This window comes from Pseudonocardia sp. NPDC049154, from assembly GCF_040648315.1.
Lineage (GTDB): Bacteria > Actinomycetota > Actinomycetes > Mycobacteriales > Pseudonocardiaceae > Pseudonocardia.
Window position 1 is genome coordinate 1 of the sequence record NZ_JBEZDN010000049.1, and the last position, 26,642, is coordinate 26,642.

At 72.7% G+C, this 26,642-nt stretch carries 27 protein-coding genes; 16 read left to right on the top strand and 11 right to left on the bottom strand.

Annotated features, from left to right (window positions below; translation table 11 throughout):
• A partial coding sequence (locus AB0B41_RS22390; RefSeq protein ID WP_358206290.1) for an electron transfer flavoprotein subunit beta/FixA family protein occupies positions 1-757 on the bottom strand: 757 nt, incomplete at its 3' end.
• 190 nt (positions 758-947) lie between these two features.
• Between AB0B41_RS22390 and AB0B41_RS22395 the strand changes: the two genes are divergently transcribed.
• Together AB0B41_RS22395 and AB0B41_RS22400 are read left to right on the top strand one after the other, a co-directional pair.
• Positions 948-1,211, top strand: a complete 264-nt coding sequence (locus AB0B41_RS22395; protein ID WP_358206292.1) for a hypothetical protein — start codon at positions 948-950, stop codon at positions 1,209-1,211.
• On the top strand, positions 1,112-1,417 hold the full coding sequence (locus AB0B41_RS22400) for a WHG domain-containing protein (protein ID WP_358206294.1): 306 nt from the start codon (positions 1,112-1,114) through the stop codon (positions 1,415-1,417). The genes AB0B41_RS22395 and AB0B41_RS22400 overlap by 100 nt, the downstream gene beginning before the upstream one ends.
• A 378-nt stretch (positions 1,418-1,795) precedes the next feature.
• Here the strand turns inward: AB0B41_RS22400 and AB0B41_RS22405 are convergent, their stop codons facing one another.
• Genes AB0B41_RS22405 through AB0B41_RS22415 form a run of 3 tightly spaced genes read right to left on the bottom strand, consistent with a single transcriptional unit; the run spans position 1,796 to position 5,036 of the window.
• Entirely contained in the window at positions 1,796-3,184 is a 1,389-nt protein-coding gene (locus AB0B41_RS22405) for an MFS transporter (RefSeq protein WP_358206296.1), read from the bottom strand.
• Positions 3,181-4,086, bottom strand: coding sequence for a helix-turn-helix domain-containing protein (locus AB0B41_RS22410; protein WP_358206298.1), 906 nt, complete (start codon positions 4,084-4,086; stop codon positions 3,181-3,183). The genes AB0B41_RS22405 and AB0B41_RS22410 overlap by 4 nt, the downstream gene beginning before the upstream one ends.
• A 2-nt stretch (positions 4,087-4,088) precedes the next feature.
• The gene (locus tag AB0B41_RS22415; protein WP_358206300.1) at positions 4,089-5,036 is read right to left on the bottom strand and encodes an alpha/beta hydrolase; all 948 of its coding nucleotides are present in this window, start codon (positions 5,034-5,036) and stop codon (positions 4,089-4,091) included.
• A gap of 351 nt (positions 5,037-5,387) precedes the next feature.
• On the opposite strand from AB0B41_RS22415, the gene AB0B41_RS22420 reads away from it, so the two are divergent.
• The 7 genes from AB0B41_RS22420 (at position 5,388) to AB0B41_RS22450 (ending at position 12,513) form a co-directional block, all read left to right on the top strand.
• Positions 5,388-6,302: an SDR family NAD(P)-dependent oxidoreductase gene (locus tag AB0B41_RS22420; protein WP_358206302.1), complete on the top strand. Its 915-nt coding sequence runs from the start codon at positions 5,388-5,390 to the stop codon at positions 6,300-6,302.
• A complete protein-coding gene (locus AB0B41_RS22425; RefSeq protein ID WP_358206304.1) occupies positions 6,302-7,507 on the top strand; it encodes an LLM class flavin-dependent oxidoreductase in 1,206 nt (401 codons plus the stop codon). Before AB0B41_RS22420 ends, AB0B41_RS22425 begins: the two co-directional genes overlap by 1 nt.
• Positions 7,504-9,105: an NAD(P)/FAD-dependent oxidoreductase gene (locus AB0B41_RS22430; protein WP_358206306.1), complete on the top strand. Its 1,602-nt coding sequence runs from the start codon at positions 7,504-7,506 to the stop codon at positions 9,103-9,105. The genes AB0B41_RS22425 and AB0B41_RS22430 overlap by 4 nt, the downstream gene beginning before the upstream one ends.
• Positions 9,106-9,119: 14 nt before the next feature.
• Positions 9,120-9,563 (top strand): hypothetical protein, encoded by a 444-nt coding sequence (locus AB0B41_RS22435; RefSeq protein ID WP_358206308.1) that lies wholly within the window; start codon positions 9,120-9,122, stop codon positions 9,561-9,563.
• A gap of 159 nt (positions 9,564-9,722) precedes the next feature.
• Positions 9,723-10,484, top strand: coding sequence for an SDR family oxidoreductase (locus tag AB0B41_RS22440; protein WP_358206310.1), 762 nt, complete (start codon positions 9,723-9,725; stop codon positions 10,482-10,484).
• 9 nt (positions 10,485-10,493) lie between these two features.
• Complete coding sequence (locus AB0B41_RS22445; protein ID WP_358206312.1) at positions 10,494-11,498, top strand: hypothetical protein; 1,005 nt, start codon at positions 10,494-10,496, stop codon at positions 11,496-11,498.
• 1 nt (position 11,499) lies between these two features.
• Entirely contained in the window at positions 11,500-12,513 is a 1,014-nt protein-coding gene (locus tag AB0B41_RS22450; protein ID WP_358206314.1) for a phosphotransferase family protein, read from the top strand.
• Positions 12,514-12,528: 15 nt separating this feature from the next.
• Here AB0B41_RS22450 and AB0B41_RS22455 read toward each other — a convergent pair whose 3' ends face one another.
• Together AB0B41_RS22455 and AB0B41_RS22460 are read right to left on the bottom strand one after the other, a co-directional pair.
• On the bottom strand, positions 12,529-13,605 hold the full coding sequence (locus AB0B41_RS22455) for a CoA transferase (RefSeq protein WP_358206316.1): 1,077 nt from the start codon (positions 13,603-13,605) through the stop codon (positions 12,529-12,531).
• 22 nt (positions 13,606-13,627) lie between these two features.
• On the bottom strand, positions 13,628-14,338 hold the full coding sequence (locus tag AB0B41_RS22460) for a GntR family transcriptional regulator (RefSeq protein WP_358206318.1): 711 nt from the start codon (positions 14,336-14,338) through the stop codon (positions 13,628-13,630).
• A 35-nt stretch (positions 14,339-14,373) separates the two neighbouring features.
• On the opposite strand from AB0B41_RS22460, the gene AB0B41_RS22465 reads away from it, so the two are divergent.
• Positions 14,374-15,213: a hypothetical protein gene (locus tag AB0B41_RS22465; protein WP_358206320.1), complete on the top strand. Its 840-nt coding sequence runs from the start codon at positions 14,374-14,376 to the stop codon at positions 15,211-15,213.
• A 1-nt stretch (position 15,214) separates the two neighbouring features.
• Positions 15,215-16,252: a hypothetical protein gene (locus tag AB0B41_RS22470; protein ID WP_358206321.1), complete on the top strand. Its 1,038-nt coding sequence runs from the start codon at positions 15,215-15,217 to the stop codon at positions 16,250-16,252.
• 685 nt (positions 16,253-16,937) lie between these two features.
• Here the strand turns inward: AB0B41_RS22470 and AB0B41_RS22475 are convergent.
• Entirely contained in the window at positions 16,938-17,615 is a 678-nt protein-coding gene (locus AB0B41_RS22475; RefSeq protein WP_358206323.1) for a TetR/AcrR family transcriptional regulator, read from the bottom strand.
• A gap of 96 nt (positions 17,616-17,711) precedes the next feature.
• Between AB0B41_RS22475 and AB0B41_RS22480 the strand changes: the two genes are divergently transcribed.
• The 4 genes from AB0B41_RS22480 (at position 17,712) to AB0B41_RS22495 (ending at position 21,547) form a co-directional block, all read left to right on the top strand.
• Complete coding sequence (locus AB0B41_RS22480) at positions 17,712-18,659, top strand: NAD(P)/FAD-dependent oxidoreductase (RefSeq protein ID WP_358206325.1); 948 nt, start codon at positions 17,712-17,714, stop codon at positions 18,657-18,659.
• A 204-nt stretch (positions 18,660-18,863) separates the two neighbouring features.
• A complete protein-coding gene (locus tag AB0B41_RS22485; protein WP_358206327.1) occupies positions 18,864-19,679 on the top strand; it encodes an oxidoreductase in 816 nt (271 codons plus the stop codon).
• 107 nt (positions 19,680-19,786) lie between these two features.
• Positions 19,787-20,629, top strand: a complete 843-nt coding sequence (locus AB0B41_RS22490; protein WP_358206329.1) for an alpha/beta fold hydrolase — start codon at positions 19,787-19,789, stop codon at positions 20,627-20,629.
• Positions 20,630-20,704: 75 nt separating this feature from the next.
• The gene (locus AB0B41_RS22495; RefSeq protein ID WP_358206331.1) at positions 20,705-21,547 is read left to right on the top strand and encodes a methyltransferase domain-containing protein; all 843 of its coding nucleotides are present in this window, start codon (positions 20,705-20,707) and stop codon (positions 21,545-21,547) included.
• A gap of 512 nt (positions 21,548-22,059) precedes the next feature.
• Here the strand turns inward: AB0B41_RS22495 and AB0B41_RS22500 are convergent.
• From AB0B41_RS22500 to AB0B41_RS22515, 4 genes are all read right to left on the bottom strand, one after another.
• Positions 22,060-22,434 (bottom strand): transposase, encoded by a 375-nt coding sequence (locus tag AB0B41_RS22500; RefSeq protein WP_358206333.1) that lies wholly within the window; start codon positions 22,432-22,434, stop codon positions 22,060-22,062.
• A 118-nt stretch (positions 22,435-22,552) separates the two neighbouring features.
• Positions 22,553-23,539 (bottom strand): LLM class flavin-dependent oxidoreductase, encoded by a 987-nt coding sequence (locus AB0B41_RS22505; protein ID WP_358206335.1) that lies wholly within the window; start codon positions 23,537-23,539, stop codon positions 22,553-22,555.
• Entirely contained in the window at positions 23,532-24,128 is a 597-nt protein-coding gene (locus AB0B41_RS22510; RefSeq protein WP_358206337.1) for a nuclear transport factor 2 family protein, read from the bottom strand. Before AB0B41_RS22510 ends, AB0B41_RS22505 begins: the two co-directional genes overlap by 8 nt.
• Positions 24,125-24,898: a crotonase/enoyl-CoA hydratase family protein gene (locus AB0B41_RS22515; protein WP_358206339.1), complete on the bottom strand. Its 774-nt coding sequence runs from the start codon at positions 24,896-24,898 to the stop codon at positions 24,125-24,127. Before AB0B41_RS22515 ends, AB0B41_RS22510 begins: the two co-directional genes overlap by 4 nt.
• Positions 24,899-25,092: 194 nt before the next feature.
• On the opposite strand from AB0B41_RS22515, the gene AB0B41_RS22520 reads away from it, so the two are divergent.
• Positions 25,093-26,631, top strand: coding sequence for a class I adenylate-forming enzyme family protein (locus tag AB0B41_RS22520; protein ID WP_358206341.1), 1,539 nt, complete (start codon positions 25,093-25,095; stop codon positions 26,629-26,631).
• The last annotated feature ends 11 nt before the right edge of the window (positions 26,632-26,642 follow it).

The window sequence follows — 26,642 nt, forward strand, 5'->3', positions numbered from 1 at the left end:
CCGCGATCTTCGCGCCGCCGTCGCCCTCGTCCTCGACCTTCTCGCCACCGGACTTCGGCGGCTTGGGCTGCGAGGAGGTCACCGTGGAGGTGGCGCTGGCCAGCCCGACCTCGGAGGCGTCGATCCCGGCATCCGCGAGCGTGAGGGTGGTGACCGGCTTCTTCTTCGCCGCCATGATCCCCTTGAACGACGGGTACCGCGGCTCGTTGATCTTCTCGTTCACCGACACCACCGCGGGCAGCTCGGCCGACAGCACCGTGACCCCGTCGTCGGTCTCCCGGCGCACCGTCACCGTCGACCCCTCCACGGTCAGCTCCCGGGCGTGGGTCAGCGACGGCAGCCCGAGCACGTCGGCCACCATCGCCGGGATCGCCCCGATCCGCCCGTCCGAGGCCTCGTTCCCGGCCAGCACCAGGTCCACCTCGCCCAGGGTGCCGATCACCTTGGCCAGCGCCTTGGTCGTCTGGATCGCGCACGAGCCGTGCAGCGCCTCGTCCGACAGGTGCACCGCCTTGTCCGCACCCATCGACAGCGCCTTGCGGATCGCGTCCGTGGCCCGGTCCGGGCCCATGGCCACGACGGTCACCTCGGACCCGTCATTGGCCTCCTTGAGCTGCAACGCCGACTCGATGGCGCGCTCGTTGATCTCGTCCAGCACCGCGTCCGTGGCGTCCCGGTCCAGGGTGTGGTCGCCCGAGGACAGTTTCCGCTCGGAGTAGGTGTCCGGCACCTGCTTGACCAGCACGACGATGTTCATCGGACCTCTTCGACCTCCTGCCGGACCGGCATCCTCGGCCCTGCGTGGGGGCGCGATCCCATAAGCCGCGCCGCTCTCCGTAAACAGATAACTAATATAGCCAATAATCCCGCGGCCGTCACCCTGCCCGGAACGTGGGTCGGAACACGCGCCGCCCCCGCCCGCGGGCGGCCAGGACACCACGGCCACCATGCTGGGCCTGTCCCTGCTCACCGTGACCCAGCACCCCGAGCAGCGGGCCGTGCTCGAGGCGGCCGACGCCCGCGGCGTCGCCAAGGCGGTCGAGGAGCTCCGCAGCAAGGAGGAGCTGGTCGCGACGGTGGTGCGGATCGGCTTCGACACCTGGCCACCACCATGCGCGAGCAACGGGCCACTGCGGACGGGGACGCGTTCGAGGGCCTGCGCGCCCTCGACGTCGCCTACGCCGGCTTCCTGCACCGGCGGCCCGGCCTGACCCGGCTGATGTTCGCCACGCACCCGTCGCGCCGGCTCGACGACGACCCCGAACCGGATCCCCTGGATCGGCTGCGGGACGACTGGCGGGCCGCGGTCGCGGCGTGCGTCGCCGCGGGCTCACTGCCCGCGCGGGACCCGCGGACCGTCGCCATCGCGATCTGGTCCGCCGAGCACGGCATGCTCACCCTCACCCGGTGTTCATGACCCTGGCGCCGCGAGCTCGCCGAGCGGTCCCCCGATCCGGCGGCTCTCTGCCCGTTCCGCAAGCCCGCCGACGCCCGGCCACGATGCTGCAGGGCTACGCCGACCGCCCGGCCTTGGGTGAGCGCGCCTACGAGATCGCCGGGGAGGAGACCAGGCGATTGCTGCCCCGGTTCGCCACGATCACCTACCACGAGCTCCACCACCGGGTCACCGCGCTCGCGACAGCCTGGCGGCGCGTCCCCGATCACCGGGTCGATCCCCGCGACGGGCGGGCCGCCGGGTCGGGACCACCGTGGACAAGTTCGCCGGCTGACGGTCCGCGCGACGAGACGCCCGGCGCATCCCGCGCCGGGCGTCTCGTCGTGTCCGACCCCGCGGTCAGGACTTGGTGATCTCCTCGAGGGTACGGCCGGTGGTGCGCGGGCCGAAGCCCGCGACGATCGCGCCCATCACCAGCAGGCCGCCGGCGAGGATCGCGAACAGGGTGACCCCGCCGAATCCGGTGTAGATCGCCGCCACGGCGACGCCGGACACGATCCCGGCGATCCGGGCGATGCCCGCCACCACGCCGGAGCCGACGCCACGCAGGCGGGTCGGGAAGACCTCGGGCAGGTAGGTGTAGAAGGTGACGCTGCAGACGGAGAAGGAGATGTTCGCGACCACACCCGCCACGATGAGCAGCGCGTTCGACGTGGTGATGCCGAAGACGAGCAGCGCCACCGCCGCCACCACGCCCGCGCCGAGCAGGATCGTCTTGCGCTCGACCCGGTCCGCGAGCAGGAACAGGATCAGCGCGGCGGACAGCGCGGCGAAGGTGATGATCGTCGAGGTGCTCAGCGCCTCGGTCTGGGTCATCCCCCGCTCGACCAGCATGGTCGGCAGCCAGGCGGTGTACCCGAACAGGCAGAACACGAAGATCGCAAAGGCGCCGCCGAGCACGGCCAGCCTGCGCCGGTACAGCGGGGCGAACAGCTCGCGCATCGACGCCGCGAGGGCGGGCGGCGGGCTCGGCGGCGGTTCGGCCAGCGGGCCCTTGCGCTCGGCGAGCACCTCGACCTCGCGCACCAACCGGTCCGCGGCCTCCTCGCGACCGTGGTCGACCTGCCAGCGCACCGACTCCGGCAGCCACAGCAAGGTCGCGACGGCCACGATCACCCCGGCCGCGCCCAGCGCGAAGACCCAGCGCCAGGCGCTGGGACCGGTCGGCACGATCAGCAGGGCCGCGAGCGACCCGAGCAGCGGCGCGACGAACCCGAAGAACCCCATCAGCGCGAAGAACCGCCCGCGCGAGGCCGCCGGGAACATCTCGCTGACGAACACCATGATCACACCGGCGGCGGCCTGGATGCCGACCCCGGTCAGCACCCGCCCCACCACCAGCACCTCGAAGTTCGGCGCGACCGCGGACAGCAGCGACGCCGCCGAGTAGAAGAGCGCGCTGCCGATCAGCATGGCGCGCCTGCCGAACCGGTCCGAGAGACGCCCGCCGACCACGGCGCCCAGGAACATCCCGACGAACATGCTGGAGGTCACGACGCCGACGTCGGCGATGCTGAGCCCCCACTCGGCCCGCACCGCGGGGGCGACGTAGCTGAACACCACGTTGTCGAACGCCTCCACCAGGTACGCGAACCCGATGATGGAGATCCACAGGAAGTGCTTGCCGGTCACCGGGAGGCGGTCGAGCCTGCCGACCGGGGTGACCCGGCCGACCCTGGTGTCGGCACGGGCACCGACGTCGGCACCCTCGGTCTCGGAACTCGTCATGCCACCCCTCCTGGGTGCTCGGTCGGTACGGGAACAGTGGCGCGGTCCGAGCGGCGGACCGCCGCCACCAGCTCGCGGCCCCAGTGCCTCACCTCCACGGCGGGGACGTCCCGCGGGAGGTCGAACAGCGTCATCGCCAGCGGGCAGCGGACACCCCGCGGGCCTCGTGTGCGGTGGGGACAGTGCACGGGGGCGGTCAGGAACTGCGCCCGGCCGGACACGTCCACCCCCGTCGTCGGGTAGTAGCCGACGCGCATCAGCTCGGCAAGCCGCACCGCCAGCCGCTCCCGCTCCCCCGGGTCCGGGCAGGCGCCGATCCGGTCGAGGTGGTCGCCGAGCTGGCCGTGCGGCGGGCGGGCCAGACCCATCGCGTACCCCTGCTCGCGGGCGGCCGCCAACGCTCGGCGGGTGTAGGAGGCGACCGCGGGCGAGTCGATGCGGTGCAGCCAGGCCTCGCGCTCGTCGGACTCGGCGAGCATCCGGAACACCAGCCCCATCGGCGGCACGACGGGCAGCGGCCGACCCACGTCGACGCCCGCGGCCTCCCCCACCACGGCCTCGACGACCATCTCCTGCGACTCCGAGGACACCAGCAGCACGGTGATGCCGGTCCGGGCGTGCAGCAGGTGCATCTCGTGGACGGCGACCCGGGTGCAGGGATACCGCTCGGCGGCGGCGGTGCCGAGGACGACCGTCGCCGTCCCCAGGCTGAACCGGCGGGTCGCGGGGTCCCGGTTGACCAGGCCCGCGTCGGTCAGCGCCATGAGGATGGCGTGGCAGGTGCCCTTGTGGATGCCGATCCGCGCGGCGAGCTCGGTGACCGAGCACGCCTCCTCGGGGCGTTCGGCGAGTAGGGCCAGCGCGCGTGCCGCGCGGTCGACCGCGGGCACGGGGGTCGCCACCACTACTCGATCCCAGCCGCGACGGGCGCCACGGCGAGCCGGGACCGGCAGAGGACGGCGGCGCGGTCGAGCGCGTCGGCGGCGTCGGGGAAGACCCCGGCGAACGCGAGGAACCCGTGGATCTGCCCCGGCACGTGCACGACGTCGACGGGAACCCCCGCGGACACCAGCCGCTCGACGTAGGCGAGGCCCTCGTCGCGCAGCGGGTCACACTCCGGCAGCACGACGACGGCGGGCGGCAGCCCGGAGAGGTCCGCGGCCCGGGCGGGCACGGCGTACGGTCCGGGCGCGGTGTCCCCCAGGTAGCACCGCCAGAACCAGGCCATCTGCTCCCGGTCGAGGAGGTGGCCGGTGCCGTAGCGGTCCCACGACGAGGCGTCCAGGGCGTCGTCGAGCACGGGGTAGACGAGCAGCTGCGCGGCGATCCGGGGGCCGCCGGCGTCCCGCGCGCGTTGGGCCAGCGAGGCGGCGAGGGCCCCGCCCGCGCTGCTGCCGGCGACGGCGAGGCGCTCCGGGTCGATCTCCAGCTCGGCGGCCGCGGTGACGACCCAGTCCAGCACCGCGGCGGCATCGTCGAGCGCGGCGGGGAACAGGGCCTCCGGCGCCAGCCGGTAGTCCACGTTGACGACGACGGCGGCGCACCGGTTCGTGAGGGTGCGGCAGGTCGAGTCGTGCATGTCGAGGTCACCGGTGACGAAACCGCCGCCGTGCAGGTAGACGACGACCGGGTGCGGGCCGGGTCCGTCCGGCCAGGTCACGCGGACGTGGATTCCCGCGACGGGGTACTCGGCGACCCGGGCGACCTCCTCGGGAGGGGCGCCGGACGGCGGGACCGCCCGCATCCGCGCGACATGCGCTGCGGTCTGCTCGGCGTCGAAGGACCGGTAGTCGGGAGTTGGTGTGGACGCGACGCGCCGCAGGAAGTCGGCCACCGCTGGCTTCAGCGACATGGGGTGGAGCCCTCTCGAACGGCACGCCGACCCGCGTCGGTGCGGAATCGGACGAAAGGCGAGAAACAGCCGTGACCTCTCGATGATTCGACGCTAAGACGCTCTGACAGCCTCTGTCAACATGCGAGATGCCCGCCGGAGGTCACGGCCCCGAACTCCGCGGTCCGCGCCAAGGCGGTTCGGTAGACGAGACGGCGCACGTCGAAGGGCATGTCGCCACGCGCTGACCAGGCGCGGAACGCCCGACGGTTGACCCATGTCTCCTCGCGCTGTTAGGCCAGCAAAAGGGCTACCGGATCGACCGGTTCGCCTCGACCTCCCGTACTCGACGACGATGGCGGAGGAGCTTCCATGCTCGCAGGAAAGACGATCCTGGTGACCGGCGCGGGTCGCGGCCTGGGCGCCGCCTACGCCACGGAGTGCGCCCGGCAGGGCGCGTCCGTGGTGGTCAACGACCTCGACGCCACGGTCGCCGAGGAGACCGCGGCGGCGATCAGCTCGGCCGGGGGCACCGCCGTGGCCGCGCAGGCCGATGTCCGGCGCTCCACCGACGTCGAACGACTGGTGGAGCGCACGGTCGCCGAGTACGGCCGGATCGACGGGCTGGTCAACAACGCCGGCGTGTTCCGGATGAACACACTCCTCGAGCTGGATCCCGAGGAGCTGCAGCTGTTGCTGGAGACCAACGTCGTCGGGACCTTCCTGTGCGCGAGCGCCGCCGCGAAGCGGATGCGGGAGCAGGGATCCGGCGCGATCGTCAACGTCACCTCCGGTGCCCACGCCGGCATCCCGATGATGAGCGGCTACGCCGCGACCAAGGGCGCGGTGGCCTCGGCGACCTACACCTGGGCACAGGAGCTCGCGGGCTACGGCGTGCGGGTCAACGCGGTGTCCCCGCAGGCCAGGACGCGGATGTCGGACATCACCGCCGAGTACCTGACCAGCCATGGCCACCCGAGCTACCCGGGCACCCAGCCCGAGGCCGAGTCCAACGCGGGCACGGTCGCCTTCCTGCTGTCCGACCGGGCCGCCGACGTGACCGGCCAGCTCGTCCGCATCGAGGGCACCCAGCTCGCGCTGATGACCCATCCCTGCGTGCTGCTCCCACTGAGCACCCGCGAGTCCTGGCCCGCCGAGGCCGTCGCGGACGCCTTCGCCGAGGACCTCGGCAAGCGCCAGCAGCCGACCGGCATCCGCGGGCTGTCGCACGGCGAGGTCGGCGGTGTCCCGTCGGTGTTCTGGTCCGACGAGTCCGAGGAGTCCTGATGCCCGTACCCCGCACCCCCGGCCTCGGGTTCGGCCTGTTCGTGCCGCCCATGCACAAGGTCCGGAGCAGCCCCACCCGCTCCCTGCAGCGCGATCTCGAGCTGATCGCCTACGCCGAGACACTCGGGTTCGAGGAGGCGTGGGTCGGCGAGCACCACTCCGGGGGCTCTGAGATCGTCGGGCCGACCGAGGTGTTCCTCGCCGCGGCCGCGCAGCGCACGACCCGGATCCGGCTCGGCTCCGGCGTGGTGTCGTTGCCCTACCACCATCCCTTCCACGTGGCCGAGCGCGCCGTGCTGTTGGACCACCTGTCGATGGGGCGGTCGATGCTCGGCGTCGGCCCCGGGTCGCTGCCCACCGACGCCGCGATGATCGGCGTGCCGTGGGGCGAGACCCGCCGCCGGATGCTGGAAAGCTGGGAGGCCGTGCACCACCTGCTGACCTCGCCCGAACCGCTCACGGTCAAGACCGACTGGTTCGAGCTGCGGGACGCGGCGCTGCAGCTCGCGCCGTACTCTTCTGAGCTGCCGATCGCATTCACGGCGATGGAGTCGCCTTTCGGGCCGAGCCTGGCCGGGCGCTACGGGGCCGGGCTGCTCTCGCTCAGCGCGACGAGCGCGACCGGGTACGCCGCGTTGGGGCGGCACTGGGGCGTGGTCGAGGAGCAGGCCGCCGCCCACGGACAGACCGTGGACCGGCGGAACTGGCGGATCGTGACGATGGTCCACGTGGCCGAGACCCGCGACCAGGCACGACGGGAGGTCGCCGTCGGGCTGCCGGGGTTCGCGGCACACTCCGCGCAGGTCTCCGAACGGACGTTGAAGTGGATGGAGGCGGACCCGGACGATCCCGCCCCCACCGCGCCCCCGACGATCGACGAGCTGGTCGACGGCTTCGGCGGCACCCGGATCGCCTGCATCGGCACCCCCGACGACGCGATCGCCATGATCGAGGCGCTGCAGGCCGAGACCGGCGGGTTCGGCAGCGCGCTGCTCTACCTCGGCACCGACTGGACCACCCCGGAGGCGCTGCACCGTGGGCTGGAGCTGTTCTCCCGCGAGGTGATGCCGCACTTCCAGGGCTCGTGGGATGCCTTGGACCGGTCCCGCGAGCGGGTGGTCGCCACCCGCGAGGAGCGGCTGCGGGAGCAGCGGGAGTCCATCGAGGCCGCGGGCCGGGACTACGCGGCGAAGGTGGCCCGGTGACCGACGTCAGCATCGAGACCGACGTGCTGGTGGTCGGTGCCGGGATCGGCGGGCTCTACGGCGTCCACCGGTTCCGCGAGCAGGGCCTGTCGGTGCTCGGGATCGAGGGCGCCGGCGGGGTCGGCGGGGTCTGGCGGCACAACCGCTATCCCGGTGCCCGGGTGGACGTGGACAGCACGGACTACTGCTACCACTTCTCCTCGGAGCTCTGGGAGAAGTGGACGTGGTCGGAGCGGTTCGCGGCGCAGCCCGAGCTCGAGGCCTACCTGAACTTCGTCGCGGACACCCTGGACCTGCGCGGACTGTTCCGCTTCCACACCTGGGTGACCGGCGCGCAGTGGGACCCGGAGATCGCCCGCTACCACGTCTCCACCAGCACCGGATCGTCCGTGCGGTGCCGGTTCCTGGTGCTCGCCACCGGCCAGCTGTCGGCGGCACGCACCCCGGACTTCCCCGGGCTCGAGAGGTTCCGCGGCGAGTGGGTCCGCACCAGCCACTGGCCGGAGCGCGAGGTCGCACTGGCGGACCGGCGGATCGGCGTCATCGGCACCGGATCGTCCGGAGTGCAGGCGATCCCGGTGCTCGCGCAGGAGGCGCGCGAGCTCGTCGTGTTCCAGCGGACGCCGAACTACGTCGTGCCCGCCCGTAACCGCGGACTCGACGCGGGCCTGGTCCGCCGGATCGGCGCTGACCTCGCCGCCGAGCGCGAGCACCTGACCCGGCACACCCCCGGCGGCAGCACCATCCCGGTCGCCACCCGTCCCACCGGCGACTACGACGCGGCCGCGCGGCGCGCGCTCCTGGAGCGCCAGTGGGAGGAGGGCGGCCAGGGCATGGTGTTCCTGTTCACCGACCAGGCGGTCGACCGCGCGGCCAACGACGTCGTGGCGGAGTTCGTGCGCGAGAAGGTGCGTCTGCTCGTCGAGGACCCCGACACCGCCCGCAGGCTCGTGCCGGACCGCTACCCGATCGGCACCCGGCGACTGGCCCTGGACACCGGCTACTACCAGACCTTCGCCCGGGACCACGTCACGCTCGTCGACGTGACCGAGGACCCGATCGTCGAGTTCACCGAGACCGGGATCCGCACCGAGCAGGGACATCACGGGCTCGATCTCGTGGTCTTCGCCCTGGGGTTCCACGCCTTTCGGGGGGCGGTCGACTCCGTCGGCGTGCGGAACGAGCACGGCGCGTCCCCCACCGACGGCTGGGCCGAGGGGCCACGGACCCTGCTCGGGCTCATGACCCCCGGCTTCCCGAACCTGTTCACCCCGACCGGGGTCGGCAGCCCGTCGGTCCTGGCCAACCTGTTCGTGCAGAACGAGTACGCCATGGACTGGATCGGCGACTGCATCGCCCACCTCGACGCCCGTGGCCTGCGGACGGTGGAGGCCACCCCGGAGGCCGCCGCGGAGTGGACCGCGCACGTCGCGGAGATGGCGGAACCGTTGCTGCGCAGGCAGGTCCCGAACTACATGGTGCAGGTGACGCCCGGCGGGGAGCGGGTCTTCCTGCCCTACGTCGGTGGCATGGCCCGTTACACGAGCGCGGCGGACCGGGTCGCCGCGAACGGCTACGAAGGCTTCACGCTGCGATAGCGCTCGCGGCCACCGTGCTGGGCAAGATCGGGCCCGAACCGGAGCAGTCCCGCTACTGCTTCCACTGGCCGGACGAGGAGCCCGTGCTGGTCGACCCCGACATCGAGTCGTTCAGGCCCTACACCGGGCTGGTCCGCGGGGACGAGCGCACGCCGTGGGGCAGCGCCACGGCGCCGGCGTGCGCGATCACGATGATGACACCAGGAGCGGTGGCCGACGAGGCCGCGGCCGTCGACGTCCCCGTCCTGGTGGCCTGCGGTGAGCGCGATGTCGTCCCCGACCCCGCGGCCGAGCCGACCGCGTACCGCTCCAGCCCGGACGTGCAGGTGGAGGTGGTGCCGCGGATGGCGCACATGCACAACTTCGCCCACACCCGCGAGCAGCTGTGGGCAGCGGTCGAGAGCCTGGCCCGTCGAGTGACCACCCGGGCCGGCCGACTGCACGAGGAGTCGGCCTGACGCCGCGGGCGCCCGCGATCGCCGAGCGGGGCCCGACCCACCCGCCGGCGAGCACCCGGCGGGGGGCGACGGGCACGAGGTGTCGAGTCCGAGACCCTTGCCGAAATAGATAGAGAATGTTAATGATTAATTGTGACGTCTGACTCTTACCGCCACCCCATGGACCTGACCGGACACGTCGCGCTCGTCACGGGAGGGAACTCCGGCATCGGGCTCGGCATGGCGGACGGACTGGCCCGCGCGGGCGCGGACGTGTGCCTGTGGGGGCGCAACCCGGAGAAGAACGCGGCGGCCGTGGCGCAGCTGGAGGCGCACGGCCACCGGGTGGTGGCGCACCGGGTGGACGTGGCCGAGGAGGAGCAGGTCGTTGAGGGTTTCGCCCGGCTGGAGGCGGAGTTCGGCAGGTTGGACTCCTGCTTCGCCAACGCCGCGCTCGCGGGCGCCATGGACAACCCGCCCTACCTGGAGTCCACCCTGGAGGACTGGCGGGCCCTGATGCGCGTCGACCTCGACGGCGCCTACCTCACCACCCGTGAGGCGGCCCGCCTGCTCAAGGCGCAGGGCACCGGCGGCAGCATCGTGCTCACCGCCAGCCTGGCGGCGATCTTCGGTGCGCCGCGCGAGGAGGCCTACGCCGCCGCCAAGGGCGGCTTGACCGCGCTGTCCCGCTCGCTCGCCGTGGAGTTCGGCAAGTACGGGATCCGGTCCAACACCCTGCTGCCCGGGTGGACCCGCTCCCCGCTGTTCGACGCCTGGCTCGAGAACCCCGCCGTCTCGGACCGGATCAAGTCCCGGATCCCGGTGCGGCGCTGGGGCGAGCCGGAGGACTGGGCGGGCATCGCGATCTACCTCGCCAGCCCCCTCTCGTCCTTCCACACCGGGGACACCTTCCGCATCGACGGCGGCTTCGGCGTCTTCTGAGGAGACCCCATGGGACACCTGCTCACCGATCCCGACGAGCACCTGCACGAGACCGGCCCCGCGGAGAACTGGAACGAGAGCCGCTACGTCGACGTGTGGGACTCCCGCACCGGCGTCGGCGGCTGGTTCCGGCTGGGCTGTCGGCCCAACGAACGGCACGCCGAGATGTCCGCCTGCGTCTACCTTCCCGACGGCCGGGTGGCCTTCTTCTTCGAGCGGGCCGAGATCAGCGCGAACGGGCTCGGCGCGGGCGGTCTGGAGTGGGTCGTCGACGAGCCCTGGCGGCGGAGCACGCTGCGCTACTCCGGCGAGGTCCTGCTGCTCGACGACCCGTGGTCGCTCACCGAGCCCGGCACGGCCTTCAAGACCGCCCGCCGCGCGCACTGCGACGTGGAGCTGACCTCGGTGTCCGAGGGCCTGGAGTCGGTGATGGGCTTCGACCAGGACCACATCGACAAGATCTTCCTGCCCGGCCAGGCGGATTTCCACTACCAGCACCTAGCCCGCACGTCCGGTCGGATCAGGATCGGCGAGACGACCTTTGAGATCGACGGCCGGGGCGGGAAGGACCACTCGTGGGGCCCGCGGAACTGGCACGCGAAGATCTGGCTGCGCTGGCTGATCTGCTCGGTCACCGACGACACCGGGTTCATGCTGGTCCGGGCGGTCGGCCCGACCAAGCGCACGCGCAGCGGTTTCGTGTGGGACGAGGGCCGGTTCCACCTCGTCGACGACTTCGTCCTGGACAGCACCTACGGCGGCGAGCCCTGGTACCCGCTGCAGAAGGTCGGCCTGGAGATCCGCAGCGGGGAGCGCACCTGGCGGGCGCACGGCGTCCCGCAGAACTGGCTGCCCGTCCGCCACCGCGGCCGTGACGCCCAGGGCGACCCGACGCTGCTGCGAATCGTCAAGTCCCCCACCACCTGGACCTGGCAGGACGGCCGGACCGGAGAGGGGCACTGCGAGTACCACGACCTCATGCGCGACGGGGTTCCGGTCGGCCAGGAGGACTGAGATGGACGACCGGGCCCTGGCGGCGTGGTTCACCGCCGCCGATCCCTCGATCACCCCGCCGCTCACCCTCGACCTGCTCAGCGGCGGGCACTCCAACCTCACCTACCGCGTGACGGACGCGGCGGGTCGCCGGTTCGTGCTCCGCAGGCCGCCCGAGGGGGCCGCGGGCATCCACGACGTGGTGCGCGAGCACCGGATCGCCGGGGCCCTCGCCGGGGCCGGCGTGCCCGTCGCGCCGCTGCTCGGGGTGTGCACGCACGACGAGGTCCTGGGCGTCCCGTTCGGGGTGTCGGGCTGGGTCGACGGCCACGTCGTCGAGACCCCGGCCGACGCCGACGCGGTGCTCGCCGGACCCGCCCGGATTACCGCCGCCGAGCAGCTCGTCGACGTCCTGGTGGCGCTGCACGCGGTGGACGTGCACGCCGTCGGGCTCGGGGAGCTGCTGCGCCCGGAGTCCTACGCGACGCGGCAGCTGCGCCGGATGGGCACGCTCTGGGAGCGCACCCGCACCCGGCCGCTGGCCATCGTCGACGAGGTGCGGGAGCGGCTCGAACGCGGCCGGCCGCAGGCCGCGGCACCCGGGCTGGTGCACGGGGACTACCGGCTCGGCAACGTGATGGTGGACGGTGCCGGGCGGATCCTCGCCGTCCTCGACTGGGAGCTCGCCACACACGGCGAGCCGCTGGCCGACCTGGCCTTCCTGCTCGGCAACTGGGAGGAACCCGACGAGGGTGGCCGAACGGTCTGGATGGCCGACCCCCCGACCCGCGCCGGCGGGTTCCCCTCCCGGGCCGCACTGGTGGAGCGGTACGCCGCCCGCAGCGGGCGAGACGTGTCCGACCTCCCCTACTACCGCGCGCTGTCGCTGTGGCGCACCGCCGTCATCGCCGAGGGGATGCTGCGCCGCTACACCGAGGGCCGGATGGGCGACACCGCGGTCGACTTCGACCACCTGCGCGAGCGGGTCCCCCGCTTCGCCGAGCTCGCCCGAGAGCAGCTCGCCGCGCACGCCTGAGCCGTCCCCGCGCCCTCAGCCCACGCGGGCGCCGAGGACCTCCTCGTCGTGCTCGCCGAGCCCGGGGCCCGCCGAGCGGACCCGCCCCGGGGTCTCGGACAGCCGCGGCACCGGCGCCACCCCGTAGCCGGAGCCGATCTCGACCAGGCTGCCGCGCGCCCGCACGTGTTCGTCCGCGGCCAGCGCCGCGAGGTCGTTGACCGGCACGCCGGGGATCCGCTTGGCCACGAGCATGTCGACGACCTCCCCGGTCCCCCGGGCCGCGATCCACTCGGCGGTCAGCCGGTCCGCCTCGGGCAGCGGGGTGTCCGCGGTCCCGCCGACGGTCTCGACCAGCTCGCGGTGGTGCCGCTCGGTGCTGCACGAGATCGTGACCCAGCCGCCGTCCGCGGTGGCGAAGACGTTCCGCACGGAGACCGGGGCGGCCAGCCTGCTGCCGGTGCGCCGCGGCGCCGGACCACCGGGCACGTAGGCGCCCACGGCGGGCCCGACCAGCTGCAGGATCGGCTCGTACATCGCCAGGTCGACGTGCTGGCCGCGGGCCACCCCGTGGTCCTTGGCCCGGCTCGCGACAAGGATCCCGATCACCGCGGACATCGCGTTGACCGCGTCCCCGAGGGGGATCGACGGCAGCATCGGCGGCCCGTCCGGCTCCCCGGTGAGGTGGGTGAGTCCGCCGAACGACTCGGCGAGTGTTCCCGAGCCGGGCCGGTCCGCGTGCGGGCCGCCGGCCCCGAAGCAGCTCACGCTCACCACGATCAGGTCCGGGTTCTCCCGGTGCAGGTCCTCGTAGGACAGTCCCCAGCGGCGCATGACCTTCGCGGGCACGTTCTCCACCAGCACGTCGACGTCGCGGGCCAGCTCCCGCACGGTCTGCTGACCCGCAGCCTCCCGGACGTCGATCCGGACCGAGCGCTTGCCGCGGGCGACCAGCGGCCACATCGGGGTGTCGCGGAAGAGGTCGCCCGTCGGCGGCTCGACCTTGAGCACGTCGGCGCCGAAGTCCGCCAGCATGGTGCCGGCGAGCGGCGCGGCGTAGAGCGTCGCGAGCTCGAGCACGCGCAGCCCGGCCAACGGCAGCGAGTCCGTCATGAAGGTCCTCCCAAGGTGAAGGTCAGGCGGACGCGGAGGGTGCCGCAGCGCCGGGCAGCTCGGTGCGCAGCACGAAGGCGGCGACGTTGCGGACATGCTCGCGGGCGGTGGCCTCGCTGTGCTCCGCGTCTCCGGCCAGCACCGCCTCGGCCAGCGCCCGGTGATCGGCCCGGGTCCGCCGGCCGAGCGCGCCGGGGCTCCCCGACCACGACCGGACGATCAAGGTCATCTGGTCGCGCAGCCGGGCCAGGCTCTCGCTCAGCACGGGATTGTGCGCCCCGTCCCGGACCAGGTCGTGGAACCGGACGTCGAGGGTCACGTGCTCGGCCAGGTCCCGGGCCGCCAGTGCGGCGTCGTGGCGCTGCCAGACCTCCCGCAGGGCGGCCCGCTCGGCCTCGGTCATCCGCTCGGCCGCGAGCCGGGCGGCCATCCCGTCGAGCCCCTCGCGGACCTCGAAGAGGTGGCGCAGCTCGGTGGGCCCGCCGCCGAACACTACGGCCCCCCGCCGCGGCCGCATCACGACCAGGCCGGAGCGCTCCAGCGCGTAGAGCGCCTCGCGCACCGGAGTGCGACTGGTCTGCAGCGTGCGTGCGAGATCGGGCACGCTCAGCTTGTCCCCCGGCGCGAAGTCGCCGCGCAGGATCGCCTCGCGAAGCCTGTCGACCACCCGCGAGAGCAGCAGGTCACCCGCCTCCACCGGGGCGAGCCGCGCACCGTCCACCGAACCACCCATGGCCGAACCCTAGCATCTACATGTAAAACGTAACGATGGACATCACACGGATCGCCGCCGCGGCGGCCGAGCTGCGGGAGGCGGTCGGCGGGGACGGTGCCGACCTGCGCCTCGCCTCGGTCGACGTCCGCCACCAGACCGTCGTCCTCGAGCTGAGCCTCGAGTCGGCGGGCTGCGCGGACTGCGTGCTCCCGCCCGAACCGCTGCGGGCCATGGCCGAGTCGGCCCTGCACCGCAAGGCACCCGGCGGATACCGGGTGGTCGTGGACGACCCGCGCGCCGAGCAGGCGGGGGACGCAGCCACCCCGGTCCCCGCCGACGGGTGGCTCACCGTCGTCGACCCGACCGCGGCCGCCGCCGTCGATGACCCGAGCCCCGGCCCCGACGCGGGGTCTCTGGCGGGCAAGCGGATCGGGTTCCGGGTCGATGTGCTGTGGCGCTCCTGGGACTGGGTGGTGGACGAGTGGACCGGGCCACTGCGCGCCGCCGGCGCCGAGGTCGTCACCTGGCGGCGGGCGCAGGGTTCGGACCGAGCGGAGGGGGCCCGGCAGGCCGAGGAGTTCGCGGCGTTCCTCGACGGGATCGACGTCGCGGTCTCCGGGCTCGCCAACTGCGGCTCCTGCACGTCCTGGACGATCAAGGACGCCGTGGCCGCGCTCGGCACCGGGCTGCCCACCGTCGCGGTGAGCACCGCCCACTTCGAGCAGCTCGCGCACACCCTCGCCGCCCACTACGGGCGCTCCGGGCTGCGCCTGCACGTGCTGCCCTACCCGCTCGACGTCCGGCCCGAGGACGAGGTCCGGGCGATCGCCCGCGACCTGCTGCCCGGCCTGCTCGAGCGCCTGGGCGTGTCGACCGTGGCGGCGGTGGCCTGAGGTGGCCGTCTCCGAGCTGACCCGGATCCCCGCAGACCCGCATGAGTTCCACGAGTTCGCCCAGCGCGAGGGATGGTCCGACGGGCTGCCGCTGCTGCCCCCGACCGAGGAGCGGGTGGCGACGTTCCTGGCCGCCACCGGCGCGGACCCGGACGAGGTGGTGGCCGAGCTGCCGCCGTCGGGCGCACCGGTGACGGTGGGCCGGGTGGCGGCCAACGCCGTGATGACCGGCGCCCCGGCGGGGTCGCTGCCGCTGCTGGTCAGCGCGCTGCGGGCGATGTCCGCCCCGGCCTTCGACCTGCACGGGCTCAACGCCACCACCGGCTCGGTGGTGCCCGCGCTGGTCGTCAACGGACCGCAGCGGCACGCCCTCGACATCGCGTTCGGCGCGGGCTGCCTCGGCGGCGCGGTCGGCGGGGCACCGTCGATCGGGCGCGCGCTGCGCCTGGTCATGCGCAACGTGGCGGGCCAGGTGATCGGGCAGACCTCACAGAGCACCTTCGGCACGCCGGGACGGGTGTCCGGGATCGTGTTCGGCGAGTGGGAGGAGCGCTCCCCCTGGCCCGCGCTCGCCACCCGTCGCGGGATGCCCGGGGACGCCGTCACGGCGTTCGGGGCGATGGGCACGGTCAACATCTGCGACCTCACCGCGGCCACGCCCGCGGAGATGGTCGAGTTCGTCGGCAAGTCCCTGCCGTACATGGGCGCCAACGGGTTCCTCACGGGCTCGGTGTTCTCCGAGGTGCTGGTGGCCTTCAACCCGGTGTGGGCGGAGATCATCGGGCGCCGGTTCACCGACGCCGCGGAGCTCGCGGCCGCCCTGTGGGAGTACGCGACCCTGCCGCTGGACTGGTTTCCGGAGCCGCACCGGCCACTGATCGAGCGGGCGGGCCGGGTCCGGGCCGACGGGCGGGTGCCGCTGACCCCCGAGCCGTCGGACGTGCTGGTGCTCACCGCGGGCGGCATGGGCGGGCTGCACACCGCCGTGCTGCACAACTGGGGCGCGACCCGATCCCAGACCGTCGCGGTGGGCGGGTGACCGGACCCCGAGGCGGGGACCGATGATGGGGAGCAGCGTCTCGCGACGCTGTGGAAGCAGGCCGCCGATCTCCGGCACGACGCCGTCGTGCACGGGAGGGACAACGAGGCGGCGAAGGCCGTCGAGCACCTCGGCCGCTGCCTCGGCCTGCTCGCCCCGACCTGCGGCGGGACCGCCGAACGCAGCCGGTCGACCACGGGGTCCATCGTCGGCGGCGCCGACGCGCGGGCCTTCGGCATCCGACTGCTGTGCGACGACGACACGGCGGGTTCCGGGACTGCACCGGACGACTGGGGTCGGTGGAGACCGGACGGGACCGTCACGCTCGTCCTTCGTGACACTTCACGATCGATCGACACGGGTGGGGAGGGTCGAGGGCGAACCGCTCGGGGCGGCCGAGGCTGGTCACGTTGTGGGAGGACGACTACCGGGTCAACGAAGCCGCAGACCCTCTGGAAGCCTGCCGGCCGGGCCGGTCTCGATCTAGGCCGGGATCGTGTCGCCCGACTCATGCGCGGATCGGGATGGACAGCGTGCGGCGGGCGAACGAGGCCCCGCACCACCGGGACCGATCCCACCGCCACTGGACACCCCGACCTGCTGGATCGCCCCTCACGGGACGAGGCACCGAACCAGCTGTGGGTCCCCGACCTGAGACCTACGTCCCGACCTGGGCCGGGTCCGCCTAGGGCGCTTGATCGGCATCGTCGCCCAGGGCGGGGCGTCGAAGGGCTTCCCAGGCGGCGTCGGCGAGGACTCGTTCGGCGTGGGCGAGGTGTGCGCCCAGGGTGTCGGGGTCCGGTGTGGCGGAATACCCGGAGGGGTCGATGGCGGCCCGGACGAGCTGCTCGGCGGGTCCGAGCCATAGCGCACAGCTGTGCTCGTGCGGCAGCGCTCGTAGCTCCCCAGTCGCGGCGCGTTCGTCGAGCCAGCCGGCGAGCCGACCGTAAAAGCTCTGCTTGAGCCGAGCTTCTTCGCCTTCGGAGATCTCGGCGACGTTGGGCTCGCGGCACAGCGCCAGGTAGCGCATAGCGCGCGGATCGGCCCCGGCCCACCGTAGGTAGGCCAGCACCAGCCCGCGGACGGCGTCCTCGGTGCGCGCGTGGCGGTCGAGCTCGACGAGCAGGTCGCGCTGGAAGCGCTGCAGGTGTTCCAGATAGACCGTGGCGGCCAGGCTGAGCTTGTTGCGGAAGTGGTGGTAGAAGCTGCCCACGCTCACCCCGGCCGCGGCCAGGATGTCTTCCATCCGGGTGGCCGCGACACCCCGGTCGAGGAACAGCTCGATCGCGGCGGCCGCGATGTCCTCGCGGCGCGAGCCGGGCCTGGCCCGATGGCCCGTGCTGGTGGTGGGGGTCCTGGTCATCGCGGTCCATCCTACCCGGGGTAGAACAATCCTCGGTAGCTGTGCTAGAACTTTCCTCTAGAGGTTGTGTCGGGTGAGCGTGCGGGAGGGTGAGTCATGGCGGAGTACGACGTGGTGGTGGTCGGCGGCGGGGTGGCCGGGTTGTCCGCGGCGATGATGTTGGGGCGGTCCCGACGGCGGGTGGTGGTCGTCGATGCCGGCGAACCGCGCAACGCCCCGGCGGCGCACCTGCACGGCTTCTTGTCCCGCGACGGAATGGACCCGGCCGAGCTGCTGTCCACGGCCAGGCGCGAGGTCGTCGGCTACGGCGGGGAGCTGCTGGCGGGCCGAGCGGTCGGCATCGACCGGCTCGATGGGGCCCGGTTCGCCGTGCGCCTGGCCGAGGGCGGGCGACTGGGCGCACGCGCGGTGGTGGTGGCCACGGGGCTTCGCGATGAGCTCCCGGAGATCCCGGGCCTGCGCCCGCGGTGGGGCCAGGATGTGCACGTTTGCCCGTACTGCCACGGCTACGAGGTACGCGACACCGCGCTGGGAGTGATCGCGGGCGAGGACCGCGCGTTCGCCCTGCGCCAGGCGCAGCTGATCCGGCAGTGGTCTGAGGACGTGGTGTTCTTTCCCCACCGGATCGACCTGGAGGACCACGAGCGGGAGCCGTTGGTCGCTCGCGGCGTGCGGATCGTCGACGGCGAAGTGACGCGGATCGTGTCCGACGAGACCGGCGTCCGCGGTGTCGAGCTCGCCGAGGGCCCGACGGTCAGCCGCACGGCGCTGTTCGTCGGACCACGCTTCGTACCGTCCGACGAGCTGCTGACCGGCCTGGGCTGCGAACTCAACGACGAGGGCTGGGTCGCCACCGATCGCACCGGTCGCACCAGCATCGACGGCGTGTGGGCGCCCGGCAACGTCGCCGACCACACCGCCCAGCTGATCAACGCCGCGGCCGCCGGGTCCGCCGCCGCCATCGCGCTCAACAACCAGTATCTAGTCCCCGCTGACGTCGAGAAGGCTCTCAACGGCCACACCGAGCCAATGCCAGCCCATTGATCGTCGGATCACTCGATCTTGCCCATCGTCTGGCCGCAGCGCCACGTCGGGCCCGAAGCCCCTCCATCCCCCAAGACCTCTGCGCGACCTCGTGGCCTTCGTCCTTCCGGACGCAGACCAACCCGGTGCGGACCGTGTCGACCTGAGCACAGGCGACCCCGCACAGCGCACGACAAAGTCATGCCCACAGCCGAAGGAACCACCATGCAGACAGCTCGCCCAGTGGCCCTCGTGACGGGCGCCTCCTCCGGGATCGGGCGGGCGGCAGCGCTCGCCCTCGTGGGCGCCGGCTTCGCGGTGGTCGGCACGAGCCGCAACGCGGCGAACGCCGGGCCGCTCGCCGGGGTGACGTTCCTCGATCTCGACGTGGCCAGCGACGAGTCGGTCCGCTCCCTGGTCGAGGAGGTGATCGAGCGGTTCGGTCGGATCGACGTCCTGGTCAACAACGCAGGCGTGGGCGCGGTCGGCGCCGGCGAGGAGAGCTCGATCGACCAGGCCAAGGAGGTTTTCGACATCAACGTCTTCGGCCTGATTCGGATGACCAACGCAGTGCTGCCCCACATGCGCGCCCAGGGCAGTGGCCGCATGGTCAACGTCTCCTCGGTACTCGGTCTGATCCCGGCCCCCTTCATGGCCGTCTACGCCGCCACCAAGCATGCGGTCGAGGGCTACTCCGAGTCCGCCGACCACGAGCTTCGCGAGCACGGCGTCCGGATGCTGCTGGTCGAGCCGGCCTACACAAGCACGAGTTTCGAGGCGAGCAGCCTGGCACCCGACTCGCCCCTGCCGGTCTACGCCGCGCAGCGGGAGGTCTCCCGAGACGTGCTGGCCACGGCCGTGCGCAACGCCGACGACCCGGACGTTGTCGCGAAGGTGATCGTCGCGGCCGCCACCGACTCCAAGCCCAAGCTCCGGTACACCGCCGGCTCGATGGCAGGACGCGTCAGCGTCCTGCGCCGGATCGTGCCCTCGCGCGCCTTCGACAAACAACTCCGCAAGCTCAACCGGCTAGCCGGCTGACCCCGCCGTACACCCGGCGCCTGAGGGACGCACGTGACCGAAACCAGAGACACCGAAGCCAGCATCAGCGTCTCTCGTCCGACCGCTGTTGGAAAAGGCTGACGCACGTGGGCTTCGAACACGTCACCTTCGACCTGCCACACGGCACCTTCCACGCGCTGCAGGGTGGTGATCCCGATGGTCAACCGACACTCGTCCTGCACGGCTTCCCGGACCATCCGCCGACCGCGACGCCCTTCCTCGCCGAGCTCGGCCGCCGCGGACGTCACGTCGTCGCACCCTGGCTTCGCGGTTACGCGCCGTCCCCGACCGCGGGACCGTTCGACTTCGCATCCCTCACCAGCGACGTGCTCGCGCTGATCGACCGCTGGTCTCCCGGGCGAGCCGTGGAGTTGATCGGCCACGACTGGGGCGCCGCGATCACCTACGATGCCTGCGTCACCGCGCCGGAGCGGATCGAACGCGCGGTCACGCTCGCAATCCCCCACCCACTCACGTTCCTGAGCCGGCCGCGCCCCGCTCAGCTACGCCGGAGCTGGTACATGGGGCTCTTTCAACTGCCGGGAAGCGGCTGGATGGTCACCGCCCGCGATCTCGCCCTCATTGACCGCCTCTGGCGTCAGTGGTCGCCCGGCCTCTCGCTCGATCCAGCTCTGCAGGCGGAGCTACACGAGCACTTGCGGGCGAGCATGCCCGCGCCCACGAAGTACTACCGGGCGATGCTGCGACCCGGCATGCTCAGGGCGACGCGCCGCCTGTCTCAGCCGATCGCGGTGCCCCTGCTGCAGCTCCACGGTGCCGACGACGGCTGCATCCTCCCTCCGCAGGTCGACGACCGGCATCGGTTCGCCGCCCCGCACGCGCTGGAGGTCGTCCCCGGCGTCGGTCACTTCCTGCACATCGAGGCCCCCAAGGCGATCGCGGAACGGATCGCGGCGTGGGCCCAGTAGCGGATCACTCGACCCTCGCGGCGAGACCAGCGGGATGGGCGGCGCGGGGCGGACTTTGGAGTATAGGAGGTTGCCATGTCTCTCATCGCCAACGTCGAGCAGGCCGCCGCGTGGGACGGCCCGGAGGGCGACCACTGGACCGAGCACGCCGAACACTACGAACAGACCACCCGCCGTCATCGAGGCCTCCTCCTGTCGGCCGGGTTGCTCTCCCCCGGCGACGACGTGCTAGACGTCGGATGCGGCACCGGCGCGCTGACCCGAGAGGCGGCACGACACGTGCCCACCGGCACCGCGCTCGGCGTGGACCTCTCCGGCCGGATGATCGAGCGAGCGCGTGAGCTGACCGCCGCGGCGGGGATCACCAACGCCCGGTTCGAGCAGGCAGACGCCCAGGTGCACGCGTGCGCACCCACCGGCGTCGACGTGATCTTGAGCTGCTTTGGCTCGATGTTCTTCGCCGACCCCGTCCGCGCCTTCGCCAACCTCGCCGAGTCCCTGCACCCCGGCGGTCGGATGGGCCTGCTCGCCTGGCGTGAGCTCGCGCGCAACGAGTGGATGTCGGCGATCCGCGACGCCCTCGCTGCCGGCCGGTCCCTACCCATCCCTCCACCCGGGGCGCCCGGCCCGTTCGGGCTAGCCGAGGCGGGCCGGGTCCGGGCCTTGCTGGCCGGGGCCGGGCTGGTGGACGTCGAGATCGAATCGGTCGACGAGGCCATGAAGCTCGGAAACGACGCCGCCGACGCGTACGCCCTCATCAGGGGGATGGGCATCGTGCACAGACTGACCGATGACCTGGACGCCGCCAGCCGAACCAGCGCATTCGACACACTCCGCGCGACCCTGGACGCGCACCAGACCGAGAGCGGCGTGCTATTCGACTCCTCGGCATGGCTGATCACCGCCCGACGCCGCTGACCGGCCCGGACGAGGCGCCATCGAGCCGCACCGACTCCGGCCCGCTTCGGCGCAGGCGGAGATCGGAATACGCGGTGTCGCAGGGCCGCAGCTCGTCGTCTCCAAATCGGGCGGCGTCAAGATCTTCCGCTGTCGTACCGAGGCTGTAGTCGTTCTGTGCAAGGCGCTCGCGAGAGATGTCGCGCCCCGTGTGAGGCGATGCATGATCATCGGCATGACCGACGTGTCTCTGCCTCCCGGGGTGCGCTGGACCGCTCTGCTCACCACCTATGCCCGGGCCCAGGAACAGTGTAGGCCGGACCCGCTGTTCGACGACCAAGGGCCGAGCCGGTGATCGGGACCGCGCTCGGCCCGGCCGGGAACGAGCTGCCGCGCCTGGGCCCGGCCCGTGTCGAAGTCGTTGCGGGACAGCATTTCCCATTCCAGGCCGGAGAAGAACGCCTCGGCCGCGGCGTTGTCAGAACATTATCCGGCTAATGATCTTGCTTCCCGTGTGTGACCGGTTAATGCTGTCAGTCTTGGTGGGCGGCGAGGCGTCGCAGATGTTCTTCGTGCTTGCGTACTCGGTCGGCGATGGCTTCGACGGCGGTGCGTAGGGTGGCGATCTCGTCGGTGACTCCGGTCAGGGTGCGGCTGGTCGCGGTGCGGTGCCCCATCCGCAGCTCGGCGTTCTCCGCGCGCAACCGCTTGAGCTCGTCGATGTCACCCCGCGACAGGCCCTCGGCGCCCTCGCGCGCCTCCCGCGCCCGGGCCATCCAGTTGCCCAGCGTGCCCTCGTTGACCCCCAGGTCCCGGGCGACCTGGGCGATCGGCTTTGCCCGTCTCCTCCACGATCCGGACCGCCCGTCACGGAACTCCCGGTCGTACCTCTTCCGTACCTCTGGCATCGCTACCCCTTATAGCTGATGCCTCCCCGATCTTGGGGGAACCGCACGGAGGCGGTCGCCCGGTTCCGCGACGGGCGGCAGGGCCGATGAGGGTCGACACCTGCCACACCTGCCCCTGCTACCCCGCCGCGGGGTCGGCCAGCAGCGGGGCGAGGCGGGTACAGAGGGTGTGGATGTTGGCGATCACGGCCTCCTCGGACATCCCGCCGATCGAGGCCCAGAAGTAGACGGTCTCCACCGGGGCGTCGCCGATGTCCTCGCGGATCCGCGCGGCGGCGCCCTCCGGAGTGTCGTAGAGGAAGGAGCCGAGGGGACCGGAGCGGGCACGGTTGCGCATCTCGTCGGGCTCGATCGTGCGCGGGACCCGCTGGTCGGTGCCCTCCACCATGTGCCTGCGGTAGGAGTTGAACTGGTAGGCCGCGTGCGGGCCCACCCACTCCCAGTCCCGATCCGGGTCCTCGCACACCCAGCCGTTGATCCCGCCCGCCATCCGGGCGACCTTCGCCGGGTCGTGGCCCGCCTCCTCGAGGCCGAGCCGGTAGGGCTCCCAGGAGGCGCCGCTCGCGGTGAGCAGGCCCTCGCCGAGCAGCCCGGCCCGGCGGGCGCCCTGCGGCCCCTGGTACCCCATCCACAGCGGCATCGGGTCCTGGACCGGCCGCGGGGTGACCCCGCCGGGCCCCCAGAGCTCCCGCACCCGGCGCGCGCAGGCGTCCGTCTGCGCGTAGCGGCGCTCGGGCGAGGCGTCGAACAGGGCGAACTCCGGTACCCGGTAGCCGGTACCGATGCCCAGGTCGAAGCGCCCGCCGGAGATCAGGTCGACGAGCGCGGACTGCTCGGCGAGCTCCGCGGGATGGTGCAGCGGGGCGATGGTGATCGCGGTGCCGATCCGCGGGCGGCGGGTGCGGGCGGCGATGGCGGCGGCGAAGGTGATCGGCTGGGCGAGGTAGCCGTCGTCGAACAGGTGGTGCTCGCTGACCCAGATCGAGCCCACGCCCAGCCGCTCGGCCTCCTCGCAGGCCTCGAGGGTGAAGGCGTGCAACCGCGCGGGGTCCTGCGCCCACCGCTGTGGGTTGCGCAGGTCGAAGTAGATGCCGAGCTCAGGCACGGGGCTCCCCCAGGGGCTCGATGGGATCGATGGGATCGATGGGACGGTCGGTCACCGCCGCCGCGTCGCGGCCGGCCCAGAAGGCGGCGAACGACGGGTCCCGGCCGGGCAGCGGCGGCGGCGTCGACGCCCGGTGCCAGCTGTCGAAGTCGACGGCCTGCGGGCGCTCGGTCACGTCGGCCTCGTACCAGTGCGTCTCGCGGCGCCGGGCGAACAGCCACTCGCCGCCGAGGCGGCGGTAGGTGTCGTCGTACCGGATGGCCATGACGACCCAGCGGTCCCCGACCTCGTGCTCGGCGCGGCAGTAGACCTGGCCGGTCGCGGCGTCCGGCTCGGGGCCGAGCTCGATGCGGTGCCCGCAGATCAGATGGACCGAGCGGTAGAACGTGGCGACCTGCGGCGCGATCCAGTCGCGCAGCGCCTCGCGGCCGCGGCCGTGCCGCCCGAGCTCGACGTCCGGGACGAACAGTTCCGTCCACGCGTCCAGGTCCCGCCGGTCGACCGCCAACGCGTACCGCACGGGCAGCTGCCCGATCTCCTGCCGGGCCTCCAACCGCGCGATCCGGGCGGCGAGGTCGGGCTCGCTCACCGCCCGCGCCAGACCGGCGTGCGGCGCTCGGCGAACGCCCGGGCGCCCTCCTTCGCGTCCTCGGAGTGCAGCACCGACTCGGTGAACTCCGCCTGCCTCGCCCACCGCTCCTCGCGCGACCAGTACCGGCCGCGCACCAGCACGTCCTTGCTCGCCTGCACCGCCAGCGGGCCGTTCGCCGCGATCCGCTCGGCGAGCACGAGCGCCTCCGCCAGTGCGTCACCGGGTTCGGTCAACCGGTTGACCAGGCCCCACGCGGCGGCCGCCTCGGCCCCGAAGGGGTCTCCGGTCAGGATGTGCTCCATCGCCAGGTTGGCCGGGATCCGCTCGGGCAGCCGCAGCAGCCCGCCGCCGCCCGCCGCCAACGAGCGGGTGACCTCGGGCAGGCCGAACCGCGCGTCCCGGGCGGCGACGATCATGTCGCAGGCCAGCGCGATCTCGCACCCGCCCGCCAACGCCCAGCCCTCGACGGCCGCGATCAGCGGCTTGCGCGGCGGGGTGATCGCGATGCCGGCGAGCCCGCGGCCCTCGATGCGCGGGATCTCGCCGGTGAGGAAGGCCTTGAGGTCCATGCCGGAGCAGAAGGTCCCGCCCGCGCCGGTGAGCACACCCACGCGCAGCTCATCGTCGGCGTCGAGCAGGTCCGCCGCGGCGGCGACCCCGTGAGCCGCGGCCTCGTTCACCGCGTTGCGCACGTGGGGGCGGTTCAGGGTCACCACCAGGACGCGGCCCCGCCGTTCGGTGAGCACCACGTCGCCGTCCGTCCCCATCGCCCACCCCTCGACCGTCGTCGTCTCTGGAGGCTCCGGACGTTAACAGAGCGATCATTCAACCTCAAAGGCCGTCGAATCGGCCGCAATCGACTCTGTCGCGGCGACGATCGAGCCGATAGCGTTAACTGATCCCCGACGGCGTTGCCGCCGCCGGATACCGCTCAATGCCGAGCCAGCGGGAGGTCGCACCCATGCTCGTCGATTCCACGGTCGGAGGCCGGTTCGCCGAGGTCGCCGAACGTCGTGCCCGCGCCACCGCCCTGGTCTGGGACGACGGGGGCGAGCTCCGGAGCCTCGACTTCACCACCCTGCACAGCCGCGTCCGCGGCGCCGCCGCCCGGTTGCTCGAGCTCGCCGAACCCGGGGACCGGGTCGCGCTCTGGGCGGCGAACTCCGTGGACTGGATCGTCGCCGAGTACGCCGTGGCCACCGCCGGAATGGTCCTGGTGCCGATGAACCCGGCGCTCACCGCGACCGAGGCCGCGTTCGTCCTGTCGGACTCCGGCGCGCGGGTCGTGCTCGCCGGGCCGCCGTGGCGCGGCCGGGACCTGCTCGGCACCGCCCGCGAGCTCGACGGGAACCGCACCGTGCTGCCGGTCGAGGAGGTCGCGCAGCTGACCGGGACGGTGGCGCCGAGCGTGGGGGTCACGCCGGACACGCCGCTGCGGATCCAGTACACCTCGGGCACCACGGGCGTCCCGAAGGGCGCCCTGATCGACCATCGGCTGGGGGCCAACATCGGCCCCATCAGCCACGCGACCATCGGGCTCACCGAGACGGACGTCGTGTGTTCCCCGCTGCCGTTCCACCACGTCGGTGGGTCGGTGTGCACCAGTTCGGCGGCGCTGCTGCGCGGCGCGACCTTCGTGCTCATGGCCTCGTTCGAGCCGCTCGAGGCGCTGTCCCTGCTGGAGCGCGCGCAGGTCACGTTCTTCGGTGGCGTCCCCACGATGATGGTGGCGATCATGGAGCGCTGCGGCGGCACCCCACCCCCGCTCCCCCACCTGCGGCTGATGATGCTCGGCGGTTCCGACGTCGCGCCGGAGCTCATCGCGCGGGTCGAGCAGGCGTTCGACGCCGAGATCCTCAACGGCTACGGCCAGTCCGAGGCGCCCAGCGCGCTGCAGACCCACGTCGGCGACGAGGCGTGGGTCAAGGCGGGCACCATCGGCCGAGTCAACCCGCACCGCGAGGCCAGGATCACCGACCCCGCGACGGGCGAGCCGGTGCCGCCCGGTACCACGGGCGAGCTGCGGCTGCGTGGACCGCTGACGATCCGGCGGTACTGGAACGAGGCACCCGATGGGCCCTCGGTGCTGGTCGACGAGCAGGGCTGGCTGCACACCGGCGACCTCGCGGAGATGGACGCCGACGGGATCGTCACCCTGCGCGGTCGCCTCAAGGAGCTCGTGATCCGCGGCGGCGAGAACATCTACCCGGCCGAGGTCGAGGCGGCCCTGGCGCAGCACCCGGGGATCGCCGAGATCGCCGTCGTCGGGGCGTCGGACCCCACGTGGGGGCAGGTGCCCGTCGCGTTCGTGAGGCCGCTCGGCGACCCGCCCACCGCCGAGGAGCTCGAGGCCTTCGCCCGCGAGCGGCTCGCCTCGTTCAAGGTGCCCCGGACCTGGCGGTTCGTCTCGGAGTTCCCGCTGACGCCCTCCGGCAAGATCCAGAAGTTCCGGCTCGCGCGCGAGCTGAGCGACGACACCGGCCCGGCCCGGGTCGGCTGAGCGACACGACC

Excerpts from the sequence above, each read along its gene's own strand:
- AB0B41_RS22400 (WP_358206294.1), top strand. The coding sequence starts at position 1,112 with ATGCGCGAGCAACGGGCCACTGCGGACGGGGACGCGTTCGAGGGCCTG.
- AB0B41_RS22395 (WP_358206292.1), top strand. The coding sequence starts at position 948 with ATGCTGGGCCTGTCCCTGCTCACCGTGACCCAGCACCCCGAGCAGCGG.
- AB0B41_RS22500 (WP_358206333.1), bottom strand. The coding sequence starts at position 22,434 with ATGCCAGAGGTACGGAAGAGGTACGACCGGGAGTTCCGTGACGGGCGG.
- AB0B41_RS22415 (WP_358206300.1), bottom strand. The coding sequence starts at position 5,036 with ATGTCGCTGAAGCCAGCGGTGGCCGACTTCCTGCGGCGCGTCGCGTCC.
- AB0B41_RS22440 (WP_358206310.1), top strand. The coding sequence starts at position 9,723 with ATGGACCTGACCGGACACGTCGCGCTCGTCACGGGAGGGAACTCCGGC.
- AB0B41_RS22425 (WP_358206304.1), top strand. The coding sequence starts at position 6,302 with ATGCCCGTACCCCGCACCCCCGGCCTCGGGTTCGGCCTGTTCGTGCCG.
- AB0B41_RS22405 (WP_358206296.1), bottom strand. The coding sequence starts at position 3,184 with ATGACGAGTTCCGAGACCGAGGGTGCCGACGTCGGTGCCCGTGCCGAC.
- AB0B41_RS22455 (WP_358206316.1), bottom strand. The coding sequence starts at position 13,605 with ATGACGGACTCGCTGCCGTTGGCCGGGCTGCGCGTGCTCGAGCTCGCG.
- AB0B41_RS22420 (WP_358206302.1), top strand. The coding sequence starts at position 5,388 with ATGCTCGCAGGAAAGACGATCCTGGTGACCGGCGCGGGTCGCGGCCTG.
- AB0B41_RS22495 (WP_358206331.1), top strand. The coding sequence starts at position 20,705 with ATGTCTCTCATCGCCAACGTCGAGCAGGCCGCCGCGTGGGACGGCCCG.
- AB0B41_RS22450 (WP_358206314.1), top strand. The coding sequence starts at position 11,500 with ATGGACGACCGGGCCCTGGCGGCGTGGTTCACCGCCGCCGATCCCTCG.
- AB0B41_RS22445 (WP_358206312.1), top strand. The coding sequence starts at position 10,494 with ATGGGACACCTGCTCACCGATCCCGACGAGCACCTGCACGAGACCGGC.
- AB0B41_RS22480 (WP_358206325.1), top strand. The coding sequence starts at position 17,712 with ATGGCGGAGTACGACGTGGTGGTGGTCGGCGGCGGGGTGGCCGGGTTG.
- AB0B41_RS22475 (WP_358206323.1), bottom strand. The coding sequence starts at position 17,615 with ATGACCAGGACCCCCACCACCAGCACGGGCCATCGGGCCAGGCCCGGC.
- AB0B41_RS22520 (WP_358206341.1), top strand. The coding sequence starts at position 25,093 with ATGCTCGTCGATTCCACGGTCGGAGGCCGGTTCGCCGAGGTCGCCGAA.
- AB0B41_RS22460 (WP_358206318.1), bottom strand. The coding sequence starts at position 14,338 with ATGGGTGGTTCGGTGGACGGTGCGCGGCTCGCCCCGGTGGAGGCGGGT.
- AB0B41_RS22515 (WP_358206339.1), bottom strand. The coding sequence starts at position 24,898 with ATGGGGACGGACGGCGACGTGGTGCTCACCGAACGGCGGGGCCGCGTC.
- AB0B41_RS22465 (WP_358206320.1), top strand. The coding sequence starts at position 14,374 with ATGGACATCACACGGATCGCCGCCGCGGCGGCCGAGCTGCGGGAGGCG.
- AB0B41_RS22485 (WP_358206327.1), top strand. The coding sequence starts at position 18,864 with ATGCAGACAGCTCGCCCAGTGGCCCTCGTGACGGGCGCCTCCTCCGGG.